The organism is Rhizobium sp. 862_C5_N1_2 (assembly GCF_051811205.1).
GTDB lineage: Bacteria > Pseudomonadota > Alphaproteobacteria > Rhizobiales > Rhizobiaceae > Rhizobium > Rhizobium leguminosarum.
Genome location: NZ_JBPWPT010000002.1, coordinates 112,129 through 128,862, shown reverse-complemented (window position 1 = coordinate 128,862; position 16,734 = coordinate 112,129). Strand labels below are relative to the sequence as shown.

Here is a 16,734-nt window from a genome sequence, read left to right as displayed (position 1 = left end):
CGGAGAGTCGCCCTCATTCGACATCGTGCAGCAACGCTGGCGGACGATTCGGTGCGGGTCAGTGTCCAGGGCTGCCAGCGGCGGCGATGATCTCCGCCGCGGTCGGGAAGATGGAGAGGCTGTTCGGTCCGTCGAGCGCCTCGATTTGTACCCAGCCGATGGTGCCGTTCGCATTGACCAGGAAGTGCCCGACGAGCTGGGTAGCATGGTTCGCGAAGATCGCATTATCGGCTTCGTCAAGCTCAAAGCCGTCCTTGGCGTTGAGTATCGTGTTGGCTTCCATCGGGTGCAGCGGTTCCGGCAGCTCGCCCGTGGGGTTGATGCGTGCCGCCAGGAACTGCGCCATCGTTGCACCATAAGGCCATTCGGGCTGCTCGCAACTCCCTTCGGGCAGGAACTCGCCATGCGGCACACCGTAGGCTCGATGCGTGCGGCAGTCGGGGTCACACAGAAGCGTTATTGGCGTCGGCCGGTGGCGGAAATACAGGCGGGCACGTTCCACCGGCGTGTTGATAACGGCCACGGTCTCCACACCGGCGGCGCGCAAGGTCGGCTGTACGCTGGCAAGCTGTTCTAACTGGCGCCGGCAGAACGGGCAGTGCAGCCCGCGAAAGAACCCGATGACGAACGGGCGACCGCTCAAGTCGGCGAAAGAGACGGTTCCGTCGAAGTTGGCCGTGGCAAGTGCGAAGGCGGGGGCGGTTTCTCCTGGTTGCAGCGGGCGTTTCTGGTCTCCCATGGAATAATTCCTTTGTCGTATCGTCCAGGTGGACGACCGAAATTTGACTATACCACTTGTGTCGCAAGAAGGCCCAGTGTTCGATGTTGAGATCGCCGAATGTGGTTCGGCATGGCATTTGCCGCTCCGACCGTCGTCGAAGCTGACCCTTTCATTGAACCGCCTGACGTCGTCGAGAGCTTGCCGGTATCGATCGCCGCTCCTATCTTATTTAGAACAGACTAATGGAGCAATGAGATGGCGGAACTTGTGGCTGACACTCTATTCGACACGACGATCGAGATCATTCCTCCGGAAGACATAAAAGAACAACCAGACGGTGCTGCTTGCCTTTGCTGCAAGCGCCGGCGTCGGTGGATGGATGATGACGGCTGCGGCATCTGTGAGGAATGCCTGGCCTCGTGATCGACACAAGAGGGGCACAAGGCGATGGTCATCCGTAGCGCCGGACTTTTGATATACCGGCGTGTTTCCGGGGACATCGAAGTCCTTCTCGTCCATCCGGGCGGCCCTTTCTGGGCTAGGAAAGACGAGGCTGCGTGGTCGATCCCGAAAGGGCTGGTCGAGGCTGGAGAAGACGAGCTCGCGGCGGCAATAAGGGAGACTGCCGAAGAGCTTGATATAGCGGTCAATGGCAAGTTCACACCGTTGGGCGAATACCGACAACCTGGCGGAAAGATAGTTATCGCTTGGTCGATAGAAGCCGATCCGGTACTGGACGTGAATGCGATACAGAGTTCCGAATTTCAAATGGAATGGCCGCCACGGTCAGGGCGGGTAAAGAGCTTTCCAGAGGTTGATCGTGCGGGATGGTTTTCCCTGCCCGACGCAACCATAAAGCTCTTGAAAGGGCAGCGACCAATGCTTCCCGACCTCCTGACGCATCTGGAACGAGCGGCCCGAAGTTATTGATCGAGCCGTCATCTCACTGCACTCATGCGTGAGGTGCGCGGCAGCCATGAGTTGCTTCTGAAGACAGCAATCCTATCTGACAGTCACGCCATGTGACTGAAATCGAGAAATTGGAGCTGCGATCCGCCTTGGGCACGCGCGAGGAGACAATCATGAACGGCATTTCCAAAACCCTGAACGACATGACGCTTGTCGAACGCTCGAGCCTGCTCGACACCGTCGCCGACGCCTTGGAAGCAACGGCCGAGGAGGCAGAAGGTGAGGGCGACGCCCGCTTTGTCGCCAACTCCATCTGCGTCGCGAATACGATTCGCGGACTATCCGGCGATCTCACGCCGCGCGATCTGCAGGCGGCCGAGTTGCTGCTTGAGCAGGGCATCATGCTCGTCCACCAATTCTCGAACCGCGCGAAACCGAACCGAGTGGTCCACTAGCCGAGGGCGAGGGCGGCCCTGTCAGCAATGCGCTCTGTCAGTGTGGACGGCGGTTGATGGATTGAGATAAAGCCGTTAATCCGCGCTGGGGATAACGGATGCTGCCGGACCCTAGGAGAACGAGCGGTCTCCGCCGCGGCACCGTTGGGAGCCCGGAGATTAGCAGACACGCCAGGAAGGCTTTATTTCTCATGGATTGCCGGTTCAACGCGCAGCCGTATCGAATGGTCGATATGGCGGGGTTCGCCTTTCTTCGATCAGGGGAAGCGTGATGCAGCCTGGTCGCACGGGCCTTGCCGTATGCATGATGGTGGCCGCCGCTTTCTTAAATAGTCTCGACGCAGTCATCGTACGCTTGCTGGCCGGCGACGTGCATCCATTGATGATCGGCTTTTTCCGGTCGTTTTTCGGACTTCTTGTCGTCACGCCCTGGATCGTGTCACGGGTCGACCTGAAAGCCTCACCCTATCGTGTTCTGCATGTCGTGCGCGCGGGTCTGAAGCTTGCCTCACTGGTCGCATTGTTCGTCGCCTTTGCGCACGCACCACTCGCCGATGCCACGGCGATCAATTTCACCATGCCCATGTTTCTCGTTCTCGGTGCGTGGCTGGTGCTCAAGGAACATGTCGGCATCTCCAGCGTGGCCGGCATTGTCGCAGGTTTTGTCGGCGTCATGATCATCATTCGCCCTGGAGCGTCCGGTTTCGACCAATGGCTGCTTTTTGCACTGGCAGGAGCGGTCTTGACGGCGGCCAGCCAATTGATGCTGCGGCGGATGGCATTGAGGGATAGTGCGGACCGGCTGGTTGCATGGAATCTGATAGCGACGGTGCCGCTTGGCGTAATCCTCATGCTGCCGGTCTGGTCAATGCCGACCTGGAGCCAACTCGGGCTGCTTGCTATGCAAGGAGCCCTCGGAGCACTGAACATGACGCTGATCACGCGTGCCTTCGGCATGGCGCCAGCAAGCGTTCTGGCACCGCTCGACTTTCTCCGACTGCCCGTCGTCGCCCTGATGGCCTTCTCATTTTTCTCGGAAGTTCCGGCCGCACAGACGTGGATCGGCGCGGCGGTGATCATCGGCGCGGCCTTTATTGGAACCCGCGGTATCACATGGCGACGCAAGCCGCCGGTTGATTAGCCCTGATCATTTTTGGGGTTCACAAAAATTTTAGATGAACTAATATTTCAGTTGTAGCGACTGATTTTGAAGTCGTGCCTGTTGCCGGAGGGTATGACAGGTGGCTTCGGCACAGACGAAGACGAGACATCACGGCCCCTATGGGTTCACTCGGGAGGAGTGGTATGAAGAGTTTCATCGGCAAACGCGCGATCGCCAGTGGCGTATCGCTCGTGGTGCTTATCGTCATCGTGTTCTTCCTCTCCCGGCTGACGGGCGATCCCACCGACCTCTATCTGCCGATCGACGCGACCACGGAAATGCGCCAGCAATTCCGTGAGATGAACGGTTTCAACGATCCGTTGATCATGCAGTTCGGTCGTTATGTCTCGGATCTTGCACAAGGTAATTTCGGTCAGTCGCTGCGACAGGCCCGTCCTGCCATGGATGTCGTGCTGGAGGCCTTCGTCTGGACCTTCTGGCTGGCTGTCATCACCATGGTGCTGGTCACGATCGCCGCGATCGTCATTGGGTCGCTTGCGGCGTTTCGCGTCGGCGGCATCTTCGACCGTCTTGCCACCTTCTTCTCGTTGATCGGCGCTGCGGCGCCGGATTTCTGGCTGGCCATCGTCGCGATCGTCATTTTCGCCGTCAAACTGCATGTCCTGCCGACATCAGGAACGGGAACTATCTGGCACTGGATCCTGCCGGTCAGCGTCCTGTTCATCCGGCCCTTCGGCCTGATCCTGCAGGTGGTCCGCGGCTCGATGATCAGTGTTCTGTCTTCCGCCTATGTGAAGACGGCCCGCGCCAAGGGGGTCCGCTCGAACTCAATCATCTTCATTCACGGACTGCGCAACGCCATGCTGCCGGTGATCACAGTCATCGGCGACCAGGCGGCCGCCATCTTGAACGGTGCGGTTGTCGTCGAGACGGTGTTTGGCTTTCCCGGCATCGGCAAGCTGATGATCGATTCCATCCTGCTTCGCGATTTCGCCGTCGTGCTGGCCGTCATCATGGTCTCGGCGCTGGCGATCTTCGTCATGAACCTGTTGATCGATATCGCCTATGCGCTGCTCGATCCGCGTATCCGGTATTGAGCGATGACAATGACCGACACACAAATCCTCGCCGAGAAAAAAACAAGCGGCCCGATCGGGCGTTGGCTGACGATGCTGTGGGCGGACAAGCTCGCTTTCTTCGCGGCCCTGTTCCTTTTGATCGTTCTGCTCTGTGCGCTGTTTGGCCCGTTGCTGCTGGAGGCCATCGCCACCAAGCAGAACCTGCGGGGCCGAAATGCGCCGCCGTTCGATATCACCCGCGGATTGCTTTATGTCCTCGGCGCCGATGCGCTGGGCAGGCCGCTTCTTGCCCGTGTCATCGTGGCGGCGCAAAACACCATCCTGGTTGCCGCCGCAGCCGTGCTTGCCTCATCTGTCGTCGGTACGGCGCTCGGTCTGGTCGCAGGTTACAGCCGCTCTTCCGCGGCTCAATGGATCATGCGCCTCGGCGACGTCATCATGTCCTTTCCGTCACTGCTTCTGGCGGTGATCGTGCTCTACATGCTCGAGCCCTCGGTCACCAATATCGTCCTCGTCCTGGCGATCACCCGCATTCCCATCTATCTGCGCACCACGCGTGCCGAGGTGCTGGAAGTGCGCGAGCGGATGTTCGTGCAGGCGGCGAAGGTCATGGGAGCATCGTATTGGCGCATTGTCTTCCATCACATCCTGCCAGTGATCTTCCCCACGCTGGTGACTATCGCGACGCTGGATTTCGCCTTCGTCATGCTCGCGGAATCCTCCCTGTCATTCCTGGGGATCGGCATTCAGGCGCCGGAGATCACCTGGGGTCTGATGGTTGCCCAAGGCCGACCCTATCTCACCAATGCCTGGTGGCTTTCCTTCTGGCCGGGTCTTGCAATCATCCTGACGACGCTGTCGCTGAACCTTCTGTCGAATTGGCTGCGCATCGCACTCGATCCGACGCAACGCTGGCGCCTTGAAATGAGGGGCAGGAAAAATGGCTGAACATCTTTTGGAAGTGCGTGACCTCTCGGTCGAGTTCCACACCGTCAGCGGGACCGTCAAGGCGGTGCAGGATGTCAGCTGGCATCTCGATCGCGGTGAGACGCTGGCGATCCTCGGGGAAAGCGGTTCGGGCAAGTCCGTGTCGGCCTCGGCGATCATGAACCTGATCGACATGCCACCCGGCAAGATCACCAGCGGCACTATCCTCCTCAACGGGCGCGACATGCTGGAAATGACGCCCGAGGAGCGGCGCTCGATCAACGGCGCCAAGATCGCCATGATCTTTCAGGACCCGCTCGCCCATCTCAATCCGGTCTATCCGGTCGGCTGGCAAATCACCGAAATGATGACGACGCATGGTCAGTCGGCGGAGCGTGCCGGTGCAAGGGCGCTCGAATTGATCGGGCGCGTCGGCATAACCGATCCGCAGGCGGCGATGCGAAAATATCCGTTCCAGTTCTCCGGCGGACAGCGGCAGCGCCTGATGATCGCCATGGCAATCGCGTGCAAGCCCGATATCCTGATCGCGGATGAACCCACCACCGCGCTTGATGTTACGGTGCAGGCGCAGGTGCTCGAACTTCTGCAGGAATTGCAGCAGGAAACCGGCATGGGCCTGTTGCTGATCACCCACGATTTGGGCGTCGTTGCCGAGATCGCCGACCGGGTCGTGGTGATGAATTCCGGCTGCGTCGTCGAAACCGGCAATGCGGCCGAAGTCTATCGCAACCCTCAGAACGCTTATACGAAGAAGCTGATAGCCGCCGCACCCGGGAAGGGTGCGATGGCGCAAGAGCGTGACCGGCAGGGCGAACCGCTGCTGCGCGCCATTGGCTTGAAGAAGAGTTTTGGCGCATTCCAGGCGCTGAAGGGCGTGGACTTCGTCATCATGCCCGGCGAGACGGTTGCCGTTGTCGGTGAGAGCGGTTCCGGTAAGTCAACCCTTGCCCGGGCAATCGTTCGCCTCGACGATCCGCAGGAGGGCCAGGTCCTCTACCGCGGCAACGATCTGCTTGCGATGACCCCGCGGGAAATATTCGGGCTGCGTCGCGATTTGCAGATGGTTTTTCAGGACCCGACCCAGTCACTGAACCCGCGGATGAGCGTGTTCCGGTTGATTTCGGAGGCCTGGGTCATTCACCCGGATATCCTGCCGAAAGCGAGATGGAAGGAGAAAGTGGCCGAGTTGCTGGTCAAGGTTGGCCTGAAACCGGATATGGCCGACAGGTATCCACACCAGTTTTCCGGCGGCCAGCGCCAGCGCATCGCGATTGCCCGGGCGCTGGCGATGGAGCCGAAGCTGATCATCTGCGACGAGGCGGTTTCGGCGCTCGACGTGTCGATCCAGGCGCAGGTGATTGCCTTGCTTGAGGGCCTGCGTCGCGAATTCGGCCTGTCCTACCTCTTCATCGCACACGACCTGCCGGTGGTTCGTGATTTCGCCGATCGTGTCATCGTCATGAAGGCCGGCGAGATTGTCGAGGAGGGTCCGGTGGAACAGATCTTCAACGCGCCCTCCCACCCCTACACGCAGGCGCTTCTTGCCGCGAGCCTCGATCCCGATCCGGAGGTTCAGGCCAGCCGACGCGCCGCCCGCCACATACAGGAAGGACTCGTTTCCGCATGAAGCCCGATGTCATCGTCGCCTATCCGCTCCGGCCCCATCAGATGGCGATGCTGGAAGAGACCTACACACTGCACCGGCTGGATCTTGTCAAAGGCGAAGAGCGGGATGCTCTCCTGCGGAAAGCCGGCCCGATCTCTTCCGCGCTGGTCTGCAACGGCCATGTGACGATCGACGAAGCCCTGCTTTCGAAATTGCCGGCATTAAAGCTCGCCGCCTGTTCCTCGGCTGGCTACGACCAGATGGATGTCGAGGCGATGACGCGGCGCGGCATCAAGCTCACCAACACATCCGAGGTGCTGTGCGACGACGTTGCCGACATGGCATTGCTTCTGATGCTGGCGGCACGCCGGCGCCTGCCGGAAGGCGATCGCTATGTGCGCTCCGGCGACTGGGGGCAAAAGGGCATGATGCCGCTGACGACATCGACCTCTGGCAAGAAGGCCGGGATCGTCGGTCTCGGTCGCATAGGAATGGCGATTGCCAAGCGATGCGAAGCTGTCGGGCTGACGGTCGGCTATTATGGGAGGACGAAGAAAGCCGGCAACGATTTTGCCTATTTCGACGCACCGGTGAAACTGGCCGACTGGGCCGATATCCTGATCGTCGCAACCCCTGGCGGCCCCTCGACCGAAGGACTGATATCAGCGGACGTGCTGAATGCGCTCGGGCCGACTGGCAGCTTCATCAACATTGCCCGGGGCACCGTGGTCGATGAGCCGGCCTTGATCAAGGCCTTGCAGGAAAGGCGGATCGCGTCGGCCGGCATCGATGTCTACCTCAACGAACCTAATCCCGATCCGCGCTTTGCAGCGCTCGACAACGTTGTGCTCTATCCCCACCATGCCAGCGGTACCGAGGAAACGCGCGACGGGATGGCGCAATTGACGGTCGACAACCTTGCCGCCTTCTTCGCAGGCAGGCCGCTGCTGACGCCGGTCAATTGACGCCGGCAAAACCCGCGGCGCGGCAGATCACACGAAATAGTCCGGGAACTCCTTCCGCATGTCTTCCACTTTTGCGACGGTGCGGCTGAGATGCTCGCGGATCGCATCGACCGCGCCATGTTCGTCGCGAGCCGCGATCGCATCAATGATGGCGTGGTGCCCATCAAGAATGCTCGCGATCTTGCCCTTTTCGGGCAGATGCAGACGACGAATGCGCTCGAGATGGCCGGACCGCTCGCGTATCAATTGGTGGAGGCTGCTGCGCTTGGCGCCTGCGAACAACGTTTGGTGAAAGAGTTCGTCGAGCTCCTGGAAGATCGCGATCTGATCGGCGTCGTCAGCGACTGCCGACTGCATCTTGATGATCGACCGGGCGCGCGTGATGACGCTCGGATCTGGATCCGGATCGGTGGCGAGGCGGCGGCAAACCTCCGTTTCCAGCGCCACGCGAAGGAAATGTGCCTCGTAAATTTGCAGGACGTCGATCCTGGTCACCACGGTGCGGGATTGCGGGTAAATACGAACCAGACCCTCCTGTTTGAGAAGCTGCAATGCGTCCCTGATGGGAGTCTGGCTGACTTCATAAGTCTCCGTAAGCTCGGTGCGCGACAACGTGGTGTCCGGCGGTAGCTGAATGGTGATGATGCGCTTTCGCAGATCATCATAGACCCGCTGGACCGTGCTGCCGGCCACGACCGGAAAACCGGGTGCAGTCAGGCCGAATGTGGAGGCGAACTGGGAATTCATGGTGAGGCATCCTTTTCAGTCCATTCATAGCTTTGCACGACCTAATGCACAAGAACGCAAACTTTCCATTGATATATATGTCAAACTAAAATATCAGTTGGTGCAAACGCTGAGATAAACAAGCGAAAAGGTGGGAGAGAGCCGTGACCGCAAGGAAAACCTACGAGCAATTGCGGTCGGCCCGATGGATGCTGCCGGATGATCAGCGCTCGTTCGGCCACCGGTCCCGGACCATGCAGATGGGTTACGCACCGGAGGACTGGCAGGGAAAGCCGATCATTGCCGTGATCAACACCTGGTCCGATGCCCAGCCGTGCCACATGCATTTCCGTGAACGCGCCGAATGGGTGAAGCGCGGAATTCTTCAGTCGGGTGGGTTCCCCATGGAGCTGCCTGCTCTTTCCCTTTCCGAAAACTTCGTCAAGCCGACGACGATGCTCTACCGCAATATGCTGGCGATGGAGACCGAGGAGCTGCTGCGCAGCCATCCTGTCGATGGCGCCGTTCTGATGGGTGGCTGCGACAAGACGACACCCGGCCTTGTCATGGGCGCAACCAGCATGGGCATTCCCTTCATTTATCTCCCCGCCGGCCCAATGCTTCGCGGCAACTATGCCGGCAAGACGCTAGGCTCCGGTACCGACGGCTTCAAATACTGGGATGAGCGCCGTGCCGGCACGATCACCCAGGAGGAGTGGCAGGGCATCGAAGGCGGAATCGCCCGCAGCTATGGCCATTGCATGACCATGGGCACGGCGTCGACGATGACGGCCATCGCAGAGGCTATGGGATTGACGCTGCCGGGCGCATCCTCGATCCCGGCAGCCGACGCCAACCACCAGCGCATGTCGGCGGCCTGTGGCCGCCGTATCGTCGATATGGTGTGGGAGGATCTGACGCCGGATCAGATCATCACTCCGGCGGCCGTCGACAATGCCGTCACGGTTGCTATGGCGACCGGCTGCTCCACCAATGCCATCATTCACCTGATCGCCATGGCGCGGCGCGCCGGCGTCCCGCTGGAGCTCGACGATCTCGATCGCATCGGTCGCACGACGCCGGTTCTCGCCAACATCCGGCCTTCCGGTTCGACCTACCTGATGGAGGATTTCTTTTATGCGGGTGGCCTGCGCGCCCTGATGAAGCAGCTCGGCGACAAGCTGGATCCCACCGCGATTACCGTGACGGGAAAACGCCTGGTGGATGGTCTCGACCAGGTGAAGATCTACAATGACGACGTTATCCGGCCATTGTCGAACCCGGTCTATCACGAAGGTTCGCTGGCCGTGCTCAAGGGGAACCTCTGTCCCGACGGCGCGGTTATCAAACCAGCGGCCTGCGACCCGAAATTCCATCGCCATTGCGGCCCGGCGCTGGTCGCCGACAGCTATGCGGAGATGAAGAAGATCATCGATGATCCCGACTATCCGCTGACGCCGGACACGGTTCTCGTTCTACGCAACGCCGGCCCCCAGGGTGGACCGGGCATGCCGGAATGGGGCATGATCCCGATGCCGAAGGCGCTGTTGAAGCTCGGCCTGCGCGACATGGTACGCATCTCGGACGCCCGCATGTCCGGAACCAGTTTTGGCGCCTGCGTGCTGCATGTCGCACCGGAATCTTATGTTGGCGGGCCTCTGGCACTGCTGAAAACGGGGGACATGGTCGAGCTCGATATTCCGGCACGCAGTCTGAATATGCTGGTTTCCGAAGAAGAAATGACAGCGCGGCGGGCCGCCTGGGTGGCGCCGACGCGGCATTACGAGCGCGGTTACGGCTTTATGTTCTCCAGCCATATCGAGCAGGCAGACAAAGGCTGCGACTTTGATTTCCTGACGACGGAATTCGGTGGCAAGACGCCGGAACCGGCTATCAACTGAGGCACCACGATGTTTGATCCCAATCGACGCACGATCCCCGCACAGCCGCCCAAGGCTGGCTTCGCTGCCGGTCCGTCCAAGCTGGACGCTATCCGATCGGTCACCCTGTCGCTCGTTTACCTGCCGTTGGCGCGACCGATCAGCGATGCCAAGGTGTTGACGGGCCGGCAGAAGCCGCTGACCCAGGTGGCTTTTCTGTTTTGCGAGATCGTCTCCGAGGCTGGCCATAGTGGGCTTGGTTTCAGTTATTCGAAGCGGGCAGGCGGACCTGCCCTTTATGCACATGCCTGCGAGCTTGCCGACAACTTGATCGGCGAAGACCCCAACGATACCGCGCGCATCTGGGACAAGCTCTGCTGGGCCGGGGCCTCGGTCGGCCGCTCCGGCATTGCAACCCAGGCAATCGCCGCCATCGACATCTGCCTCTGGGACCTGAAGGCGAAACGCGCCGGCCTGCCGCTTGCAAAACTGCTTGGCGCCCATCGCGACAGTGTTGCCTGCTACAACACCTCCGGTGGCTTCCTGTCATCAAGCGTCGAGGAAATCCGCGATGCCATCGACCATTCGATCGCCGCCGGTATCGGCGGCATCAAGATCAAGGTCGGACAGCCGGACCCGATGATCGACCTTCGCCGGCTTGATGCCGTGACCAGCCATATCGATGGCCGTGTTCCGCTGATGGTCGATGCAAATCAGCAATGGGACCGCACGACGGCCTTGCGCTTCGGCCGGATGGTCGAGCCGCTCAATCTTGAATGGATCGAAGAGCCGCTGGACGCCTATGATGCCGAGGGCCATGCGGCACTGGCACGCGAACTCGCCACGCCGATCGCCACCGGCGAAATGCTGGCAAGCGCCGACGAGCACATGGCGCTGATCCGGGCCGATGCCGTCGACTTCATTCAGCCGGATGCGCCGCGGGTGGGCGGCATCACGCCCTTTTTGCGCATCTGCACGCACGCCGAGGCGAAACGTATGCGCCTGGCGCCGCATTTCGCCATGGAAATCCATCTGCACCTGGCTGCCGCCTATGCGCATGAGCCGTGGGTAGAGCATTTCGATTGGCTGGCGCCACTGTTTAACGAACAACTCGATATCAGGGACGGTCGGATGATCGTGCCGGCCCGTCCGGGGCTTGGTTGCAGCCTGACGGGCAAAACCCGTGACTGGACAGTGGAAACCCGCAGCTTCGGCGTCTGAACGAGAACGAGGAGAAGGAAATATGAACCCCGCAACCCGTGAAAAGCTGATGGGCGTCTCCGTCGCGACGCTCTGTTCGGCACTGTTCAAGCGCGGCTTGAGAAACCAGACGGTCCAGGATGTTCGGCCGGTGCAGCCGAAGGGCCGCAATATGGTGGGACCGGCCTTCACGCTGCGTTACATGCCGGCGCGCGAGGACCGCAACGCGATGAACGTCTTTCGGAACCCGAAACATCCGCAACGGCTTGCCATCGAGACTTGCCCGGAAGGCTCTGTTCTGGTGATGGACAGCCGCAAGGATCCGCGCGCAGCCTCTGCCGGCGACATCCTGATTACCCGCCTGATGATGCGCGGCGGGGCCGGCGTCGTCACCGATGGCGGCTTCCGGGACGCCATGACGATCGGCGGCCTTGATATTCCCGCCTATCACAATCGTCCCTCCAGCCCGACGAACCTCACGCTCCACGAGGCAATCGACATCAATGTGCCGATAGGCTGTGGGGATGTTGCGGTCTTCCCGGGCGACATCATGGTTGGCGACGACGACAGCGTGATCGTCATCCCTGCCGAGATCGCCGACGAGATCGCCGATGAAGCGGTCGAGATGACCGCTTACGAGGATTTCGTCACCGAGCGCGTCAAGCAAGGCCACACGATCATTGGTCTCTACCCGGCCACCGACGAAAGCAATCTGACGCTCTTTGCCGGATGGCGGAAGGTGAATGGCCGCTAGAGCATGATGCCGAAAAGTGTGAGCGGTTTTCGGACGACATCATGCTCTAACTCTTTAATTTAGAACAGGATTCACGTTTTAGGCCGACTTGGCCTAAAATCATCCAGTTCTAACGCGGCGCATCTTGAACAACACTTCACGCATCAGGACGGAGCGAGGCTCCGCCGAGGAGAATAACAATGAGCTGGACCCCTTCAGGCAGGCATTTCATCGCCGGCGAGTGGATCGCCGGAACGACGACATTTCGCTCCGAGCCGGCGCATGGGCAGGCACATGACTTTGCTGTTGGCACAACGGAACTGGTCGACCGCGCCTGCCGCGCTGCCGAAGCTGCTTTTGCAGCATTTTCGGCAACGACACGCGAGGAACGCGCCATCTTCCTTGAGGCAATCGCCGAGGAGATCGACAAGCGCGGCGAGGCCGTCACCCTCATCGGAACGCAGGAAACCGGGCTTCCAGAGGGCCGGCTCAACGGCGAACGCGCTCGCACCACCGGCCAACTCAGACTGTTTGCCGACCATATCCGCAAGGGCGCGCATCTTGACGCCCGCGTCGATGCGGCCCAACCCGATCGGCAACCGGCGCCGCGGCCCGAGATCCGTCTGGTACAACGGCCGATCGGGCCGGTCGCCGTATTCGGCGCCTCGAATTTTCCGCTTGCATTCTCGACGGCCGGCGGTGATACGGCGGCCGCGCTTGCGGCGGGCTGCCCGGTCGTGGTGAAGGGACATTCAGCCCATCCCGGCACAGGTGAGATCATTGCCGAAGCGATTGCAGCCGCGATCGAGCGCACTGGAATGGCGGCCGGCGTCTTCAGCCTGATCCAGGGGGGCCGCCGTGATGTCGGAACGGCTCTGGTGACGCATCCGGCCATCAAAGCCGTTGGCTTTACCGGCTCGCTTGCCGGCGGTCGTGCGCTCTTCGACCTTTGCGCCCAGCGCCCTGAGCCGATCCCCTTTTTCGGGGAACTCGGCAGCGTTAATCCGATGTTCCTGCTGCCGGCCGCTACCGCTGCCCGGGCGGAGGCAATCGGTTCCGGCTGGGCCGGTTCACTGACGCTTGGTGCCGGCCAGTTCTGCACCAACCCTGGTATCGCCGTCGTCGTCGACGGGCCGGAGGCGGACAAGTTCACCCGTGCTGCCAAGTCGGCTCTTGAAAAGGTGGCACCGCAGACGATGCTGACCAAAGGCATCGCCACCGCCTATCACGAAGGTGTCGACCGGATGCGGGCAAGCAATGCGGTCGCGCCGGTTCTCACCGCAGAGAATGCCGGCCGCGACGCAGCGCCGAACCTGTTCGAGACCAACGGCTCGGCCTGGCTTGCCGATCACTCGCTCAGCGAAGAGGTGTTCGGCCCTCTCGGCCTTGTCGTGCGCGTCGGCTCGCCTGAAGAGATGGTCGCCCTTGCCGAAAGCTTTCAGGGACAGCTGACCGCGACGATCCACATGGACGACGCCGATCTTGACCTTGCCCGCGACCTGCTGCCGATCCTTGAAAGGAAGGCGGGCAGATTGCTGGTCAATGGCTTCCCAACCGGCGTCGAGGTTGTCGATTCCATGGTGCATGGCGGACCCTATCCGGCCTCGACCAATTTCGGCGCGACCAGCGTCGGGACCATGTCGATCCGCAGGTTTTTGCGCCCCGTCGCCTATCAGAATTTCCCCGCCGACCTATTGCCGCAAGACCTGCGCAACTGAAACCGAGGAGTATAAAATTGATCGCCCCGACGGAACTTCGCGAGATCATTCGCAACGGCCTGCTGTCCTTTCCCGTCACCCCTTTCAATGCCGAGGACCGGTTTGCCCCCAGGCCGTTTTCAGCGCATCTGGAATGGTTGTCATCCTACCCCGTTGCCGGCCTGATCGTTGCCGGCGGCACCGGTGAGCTGTTCTCGCTGACGCCAGGCGAAGTGGTTGAGGTGGTAAAGGCCGCCCGCGCCGTGTCCGGCGATGCGCCTGTTATTGCCGGATGCGGCTACGGCACGCGCATTGCCTGCGACATGGCTCGCGAGATCGAGGCAGCAGGTGGCGACGGCATTCTTCTGCTGCCGCATTACCTGACCGAGGCGCCGGCAGATGGCATTGCCGCGCGTGTACGAGCCGTTTGCAAGGCCACCAATATGGGCGTTATCGTCTATAATCGTGGCCAGGCGCGGGTTTCAGCCGAGCAGCTTGCTCAGCTTGCCGACGAATGCCCAAATCTGATCGGCTTCAAGGACGGTACCGGCGACATCGATACGGTGCGCCGTGTCACGATCGCGCTCGGGGACCGGCTTTCCTATATTGGCGGCATGCCGACACATGAACTGTTTGCCCAGGCCTATCGCGGAGCCGGCATGCCGACCTATTCCTCGGCGGTCTTCAATTTCGTGCCTGAAACGGCACTGAAATTTCATAAGGCATTCCTTGCCGGTGACGACGCGGCCTGTGAACAGATGCTGCGCGATTTCTACTATCCCTTTGCCCGTATCCGCGATCGCAAGGCCGGTTATGCGGTATCCGCGGTCAAGGCAGGCGTGCGTTTGCGCGGCTTCGAGGCCGGACCGGTACGGGCGCCGCTGACGGATCTTACCGATGAGGAAGTCGAGATGATGCGCGAACTGATTGCTTCGGCAAGGTAAAATTTCGCATCCCAGCCACGGTTGAAGGCTCCGCGCTTCGGAGCGTCAGGGTTGAAGGCTGTCGTCAACTAGTATATTAGTGCACTTGTGCTTTGCAGAACTATGAGGAGATGGATGCCGGGGCACCGGAAACGGGACGCAGTTCACTGTGAGGAGCGCCAAAGGCGCATGGGAGGAGAACGATATGAAATTGCATTTGTTAGCTGCCTGCTTTTCAACAACGGTGCTCGCGCTGAGCGCCGGCTCGGCTCACGCTGAGGATGCCAAGAGCAAGGTCACTGTTGTGCTTGCCGAAACCGTCGATGTCGTCGAGCCCTGCATGGCAGCGCGCCAGGACGTCGGCCGGGTCATTTCTGAAAACGTCAACGAGATGCTGGTGGAATTCGACTACGTCAATGGCGGCCTCAAACCCCGCCTGGCGACGGAATGGTCGAAGATCGACGACGACACCTGGGAGTTCAAGCTGCGCCCGAATGTCAAATGGCACGATGGCAAGCCGTTCACCGCCAAAGATGTCCAGTTCACCATCGAGCGCAACAAGAACAAGAAGCTCAGCTGTGAGACCGGCGGCAAATATTTCGGCGGCACGGAGTTCAGCTTCGAGACGCCGGATGCCAACACCATCCGTATTACGACAAAGCCGGCGCAACCGATTCTTCCGCTTCTGATGACGGTGATGGCTGTGGAATCGGCCGAGGCGACACCAGCAAACGAATTCACCCGCAAGCCGATTGGCACCGGACCCTATACCTTCGACAAATGGGATATCGGCCAGTCGATCGTGCTGAAGCGCAATCCGGAATATTGGGGCGAGAAGCCGCAGGTTGAACAGGCGACCTATCTGTTCCGCTCCGACAGCGCCGTTGCTGCGGCCATGGTCGATGCCGGCGAAGCCGATATCGTTCCGGCCGTATCCGTACAGGATGCCACCAACAAGGAAACCGATTTCGCCTATCCGAATTCCGAAACGACATCGCTGCGCATCGATACGCGTGCAGCACCCCTTAACGATCGGCGCATCCGCGAAGCGATGAACCTCGCCATCGATCGTCAGGCGATGCTCGGAACGCTGTTTCCCGAACAGGCGAAGATCGCGACGCAGCTCGTCGTACCCACAACGATCGGCTACAATCCCGATATCCCCGCCTGGCCCTATGATTCCGAAAAAGCGAAAGCACTGGTCGAAGCGGCGAAAGCTGACGGCGTTCCGGTCGATCGCGAGATCCGCATCATCGGTCGCAACGGGCAATATCCAAACGCCACCGAAGCGATGGAAGCGATGATGGCAATGCTTCAGGAAGTCGGCTTGAACGTGAAGCTCGACATGTATGACGTTTCCGTGTGGAACGGTTACTTCGTTGCACCCTTTGTGGCCGATTCCGGTCCGACGCTGACCCAGTCGCAGCACGATAATGCGACCGGCGATCCCGTCTTCACCGCATTCGTGAAATACGCGACCGACGGCTCCCACTCCATGGTCCGGGATCCCGCTGTCGACGCGCTGATCGCCAAGGCGACGTCTGCCACCGGCGACGAACGCACAAAGCTCTGGAAGGAGCTGTTCGCCAAGGTGAACACCGAGATCATCGCGGACATCCCGATGTTTCACATGGTGGGGTTCACCCGCGTCTCGCCGCGTCTCGACTTCAAGCCGACGATCGCGACGAATTCCGAACTGCAGCTGTCGCAGATCCGCTTCAAGTAAGCCGGTTCGCAGAATTTAGGCACGGGTCGTCCGCAAATAGCGG

The 16,734-nt window shown here is 60.6% G+C and carries 16 protein-coding genes; 14 read left to right on the top strand and 2 right to left on the bottom strand.

Going from position 1 to position 16,734, the window contains the following annotated elements:
• Positions 1-58 precede the first annotated feature (58 nt).
• Entirely contained in the window at positions 59-739 is a 681-nt protein-coding gene (locus tag ACD590_RS24950; RefSeq protein ID WP_018245642.1) for a redoxin domain-containing protein, read from the bottom strand.
• A gap of 237 nt (positions 740-976) precedes the next feature.
• On the opposite strand from ACD590_RS24950, the gene ACD590_RS24945 reads away from it, so the two are divergent.
• The 8 genes from ACD590_RS24945 to ACD590_RS24910 all read left to right on the top strand — a co-directional run bounded on the left by ACD590_RS24945 (position 977) and on the right by ACD590_RS24910 (position 7,806).
• Positions 977-1,144 carry a hypothetical protein gene (locus ACD590_RS24945; RefSeq protein ID WP_018245644.1) on the top strand — a complete coding sequence of 56 codons (168 nt, stop codon included), beginning with the start codon at positions 977-979 and terminating at the stop codon, positions 1,142-1,144.
• A 24-nt stretch (positions 1,145-1,168) separates the two neighbouring features.
• Positions 1,169-1,651, top strand: coding sequence for an NUDIX domain-containing protein (locus ACD590_RS24940; protein ID WP_168331480.1), 483 nt, complete (start codon positions 1,169-1,171; stop codon positions 1,649-1,651).
• Positions 1,652-1,803: 152 nt separating this feature from the next.
• Complete coding sequence (locus tag ACD590_RS24935; protein ID WP_018245646.1) at positions 1,804-2,085, top strand: hypothetical protein; 282 nt, start codon at positions 1,804-1,806, stop codon at positions 2,083-2,085.
• A gap of 271 nt (positions 2,086-2,356) precedes the next feature.
• On the top strand, positions 2,357-3,226 hold the full coding sequence (locus ACD590_RS24930) for a DMT family transporter (RefSeq protein ID WP_018245648.1): 870 nt from the start codon (positions 2,357-2,359) through the stop codon (positions 3,224-3,226).
• Positions 3,227-3,390: 164 nt separating this feature from the next.
• The gene (locus ACD590_RS24925; protein ID WP_193444466.1) at positions 3,391-4,305 is read left to right on the top strand and encodes an ABC transporter permease; all 915 of its coding nucleotides are present in this window, start codon (positions 3,391-3,393) and stop codon (positions 4,303-4,305) included.
• 3 nt (positions 4,306-4,308) lie between these two features.
• Complete coding sequence (locus ACD590_RS24920) at positions 4,309-5,235, top strand: ABC transporter permease (protein ID WP_018245650.1); 927 nt, start codon at positions 4,309-4,311, stop codon at positions 5,233-5,235.
• Positions 5,228-6,862 (top strand): ABC transporter ATP-binding protein, encoded by a 1,635-nt coding sequence (locus tag ACD590_RS24915; protein ID WP_047619908.1) that lies wholly within the window; start codon positions 5,228-5,230, stop codon positions 6,860-6,862. Before ACD590_RS24920 ends, ACD590_RS24915 begins: the two co-directional genes overlap by 8 nt.
• On the top strand, positions 6,859-7,806 hold the full coding sequence (locus tag ACD590_RS24910) for a 2-hydroxyacid dehydrogenase (protein ID WP_439003605.1): 948 nt from the start codon (positions 6,859-6,861) through the stop codon (positions 7,804-7,806). The genes ACD590_RS24915 and ACD590_RS24910 overlap by 4 nt, the downstream gene beginning before the upstream one ends.
• Before the next feature lie 27 nt (positions 7,807-7,833).
• Here ACD590_RS24910 and ACD590_RS24905 read toward each other — a convergent pair whose 3' ends face one another.
• Positions 7,834-8,553: a GntR family transcriptional regulator gene (locus tag ACD590_RS24905; protein ID WP_439003604.1), complete on the bottom strand. Its 720-nt coding sequence runs from the start codon at positions 8,551-8,553 to the stop codon at positions 7,834-7,836.
• 143 nt (positions 8,554-8,696) lie between these two features.
• Here ACD590_RS24905 and araD point away from each other — a divergent pair, with 143 nt between their 5' ends.
• The 6 genes from araD to ACD590_RS24875 all read left to right on the top strand — a co-directional run bounded on the left by araD (position 8,697) and on the right by ACD590_RS24875 (position 16,691).
• Positions 8,697-10,433, top strand: a complete 1,737-nt coding sequence (araD, locus tag ACD590_RS24900; RefSeq protein ID WP_439003603.1) for an L-arabinonate dehydratase — start codon at positions 8,697-8,699, stop codon at positions 10,431-10,433.
• Positions 10,434-10,442: 9 nt separating this feature from the next.
• Positions 10,443-11,633, top strand: a complete 1,191-nt coding sequence (locus tag ACD590_RS24895) for an L-talarate/galactarate dehydratase (protein ID WP_047619902.1) — start codon at positions 10,443-10,445, stop codon at positions 11,631-11,633.
• A gap of 22 nt (positions 11,634-11,655) precedes the next feature.
• Positions 11,656-12,366 (top strand): ribonuclease activity regulator RraA, encoded by a 711-nt coding sequence (locus ACD590_RS24890; protein WP_247263566.1) that lies wholly within the window; start codon positions 11,656-11,658, stop codon positions 12,364-12,366.
• A 179-nt stretch (positions 12,367-12,545) separates the two neighbouring features.
• Entirely contained in the window at positions 12,546-14,063 is a 1,518-nt protein-coding gene (locus ACD590_RS24885; RefSeq protein WP_018245657.1) for an aldehyde dehydrogenase (NADP(+)), read from the top strand.
• A gap of 17 nt (positions 14,064-14,080) precedes the next feature.
• Positions 14,081-14,986: a 5-dehydro-4-deoxyglucarate dehydratase gene (locus ACD590_RS24880; protein WP_439003602.1), complete on the top strand. Its 906-nt coding sequence runs from the start codon at positions 14,081-14,083 to the stop codon at positions 14,984-14,986.
• Positions 14,987-15,170: 184 nt separating this feature from the next.
• Positions 15,171-16,691: an ABC transporter substrate-binding protein gene (locus ACD590_RS24875; RefSeq protein ID WP_018444778.1), complete on the top strand. Its 1,521-nt coding sequence runs from the start codon at positions 15,171-15,173 to the stop codon at positions 16,689-16,691.
• Positions 16,692-16,734: the final 43 nt, after the last annotated feature.

Bases quoted from the DNA above. Each gene is read 5' to 3' on its own strand.
- ACD590_RS24950 (WP_018245642.1), bottom strand. From the start codon at position 739: ATGGGAGACCAGAAACGCCCGCTGCAACCAGGAGAAACCGCCCCCGCC.
- ACD590_RS24945 (WP_018245644.1), top strand. From the start codon at position 977: ATGGCGGAACTTGTGGCTGACACTCTATTCGACACGACGATCGAGATC.
- ACD590_RS24940 (WP_168331480.1), top strand. From the start codon at position 1,169: ATGGTCATCCGTAGCGCCGGACTTTTGATATACCGGCGTGTTTCCGGG.
- ACD590_RS24935 (WP_018245646.1), top strand. From the start codon at position 1,804: ATGAACGGCATTTCCAAAACCCTGAACGACATGACGCTTGTCGAACGC.
- ACD590_RS24930 (WP_018245648.1), top strand. From the start codon at position 2,357: ATGCAGCCTGGTCGCACGGGCCTTGCCGTATGCATGATGGTGGCCGCC.
- ACD590_RS24925 (WP_193444466.1), top strand. From the start codon at position 3,391: ATGAAGAGTTTCATCGGCAAACGCGCGATCGCCAGTGGCGTATCGCTC.
- ACD590_RS24920 (WP_018245650.1), top strand. From the start codon at position 4,309: ATGACAATGACCGACACACAAATCCTCGCCGAGAAAAAAACAAGCGGC.
- ACD590_RS24915 (WP_047619908.1), top strand. From the start codon at position 5,228: ATGGCTGAACATCTTTTGGAAGTGCGTGACCTCTCGGTCGAGTTCCAC.
- ACD590_RS24910 (WP_439003605.1), top strand. From the start codon at position 6,859: ATGAAGCCCGATGTCATCGTCGCCTATCCGCTCCGGCCCCATCAGATG.
- ACD590_RS24905 (WP_439003604.1), bottom strand. From the start codon at position 8,553: ATGAATTCCCAGTTCGCCTCCACATTCGGCCTGACTGCACCCGGTTTT.
- ACD590_RS24895 (WP_047619902.1), top strand. From the start codon at position 10,443: ATGTTTGATCCCAATCGACGCACGATCCCCGCACAGCCGCCCAAGGCT.
- ACD590_RS24890 (WP_247263566.1), top strand. From the start codon at position 11,656: ATGAACCCCGCAACCCGTGAAAAGCTGATGGGCGTCTCCGTCGCGACG.
- ACD590_RS24885 (WP_018245657.1), top strand. From the start codon at position 12,546: ATGAGCTGGACCCCTTCAGGCAGGCATTTCATCGCCGGCGAGTGGATC.
- ACD590_RS24875 (WP_018444778.1), top strand. From the start codon at position 15,171: ATGAAATTGCATTTGTTAGCTGCCTGCTTTTCAACAACGGTGCTCGCG.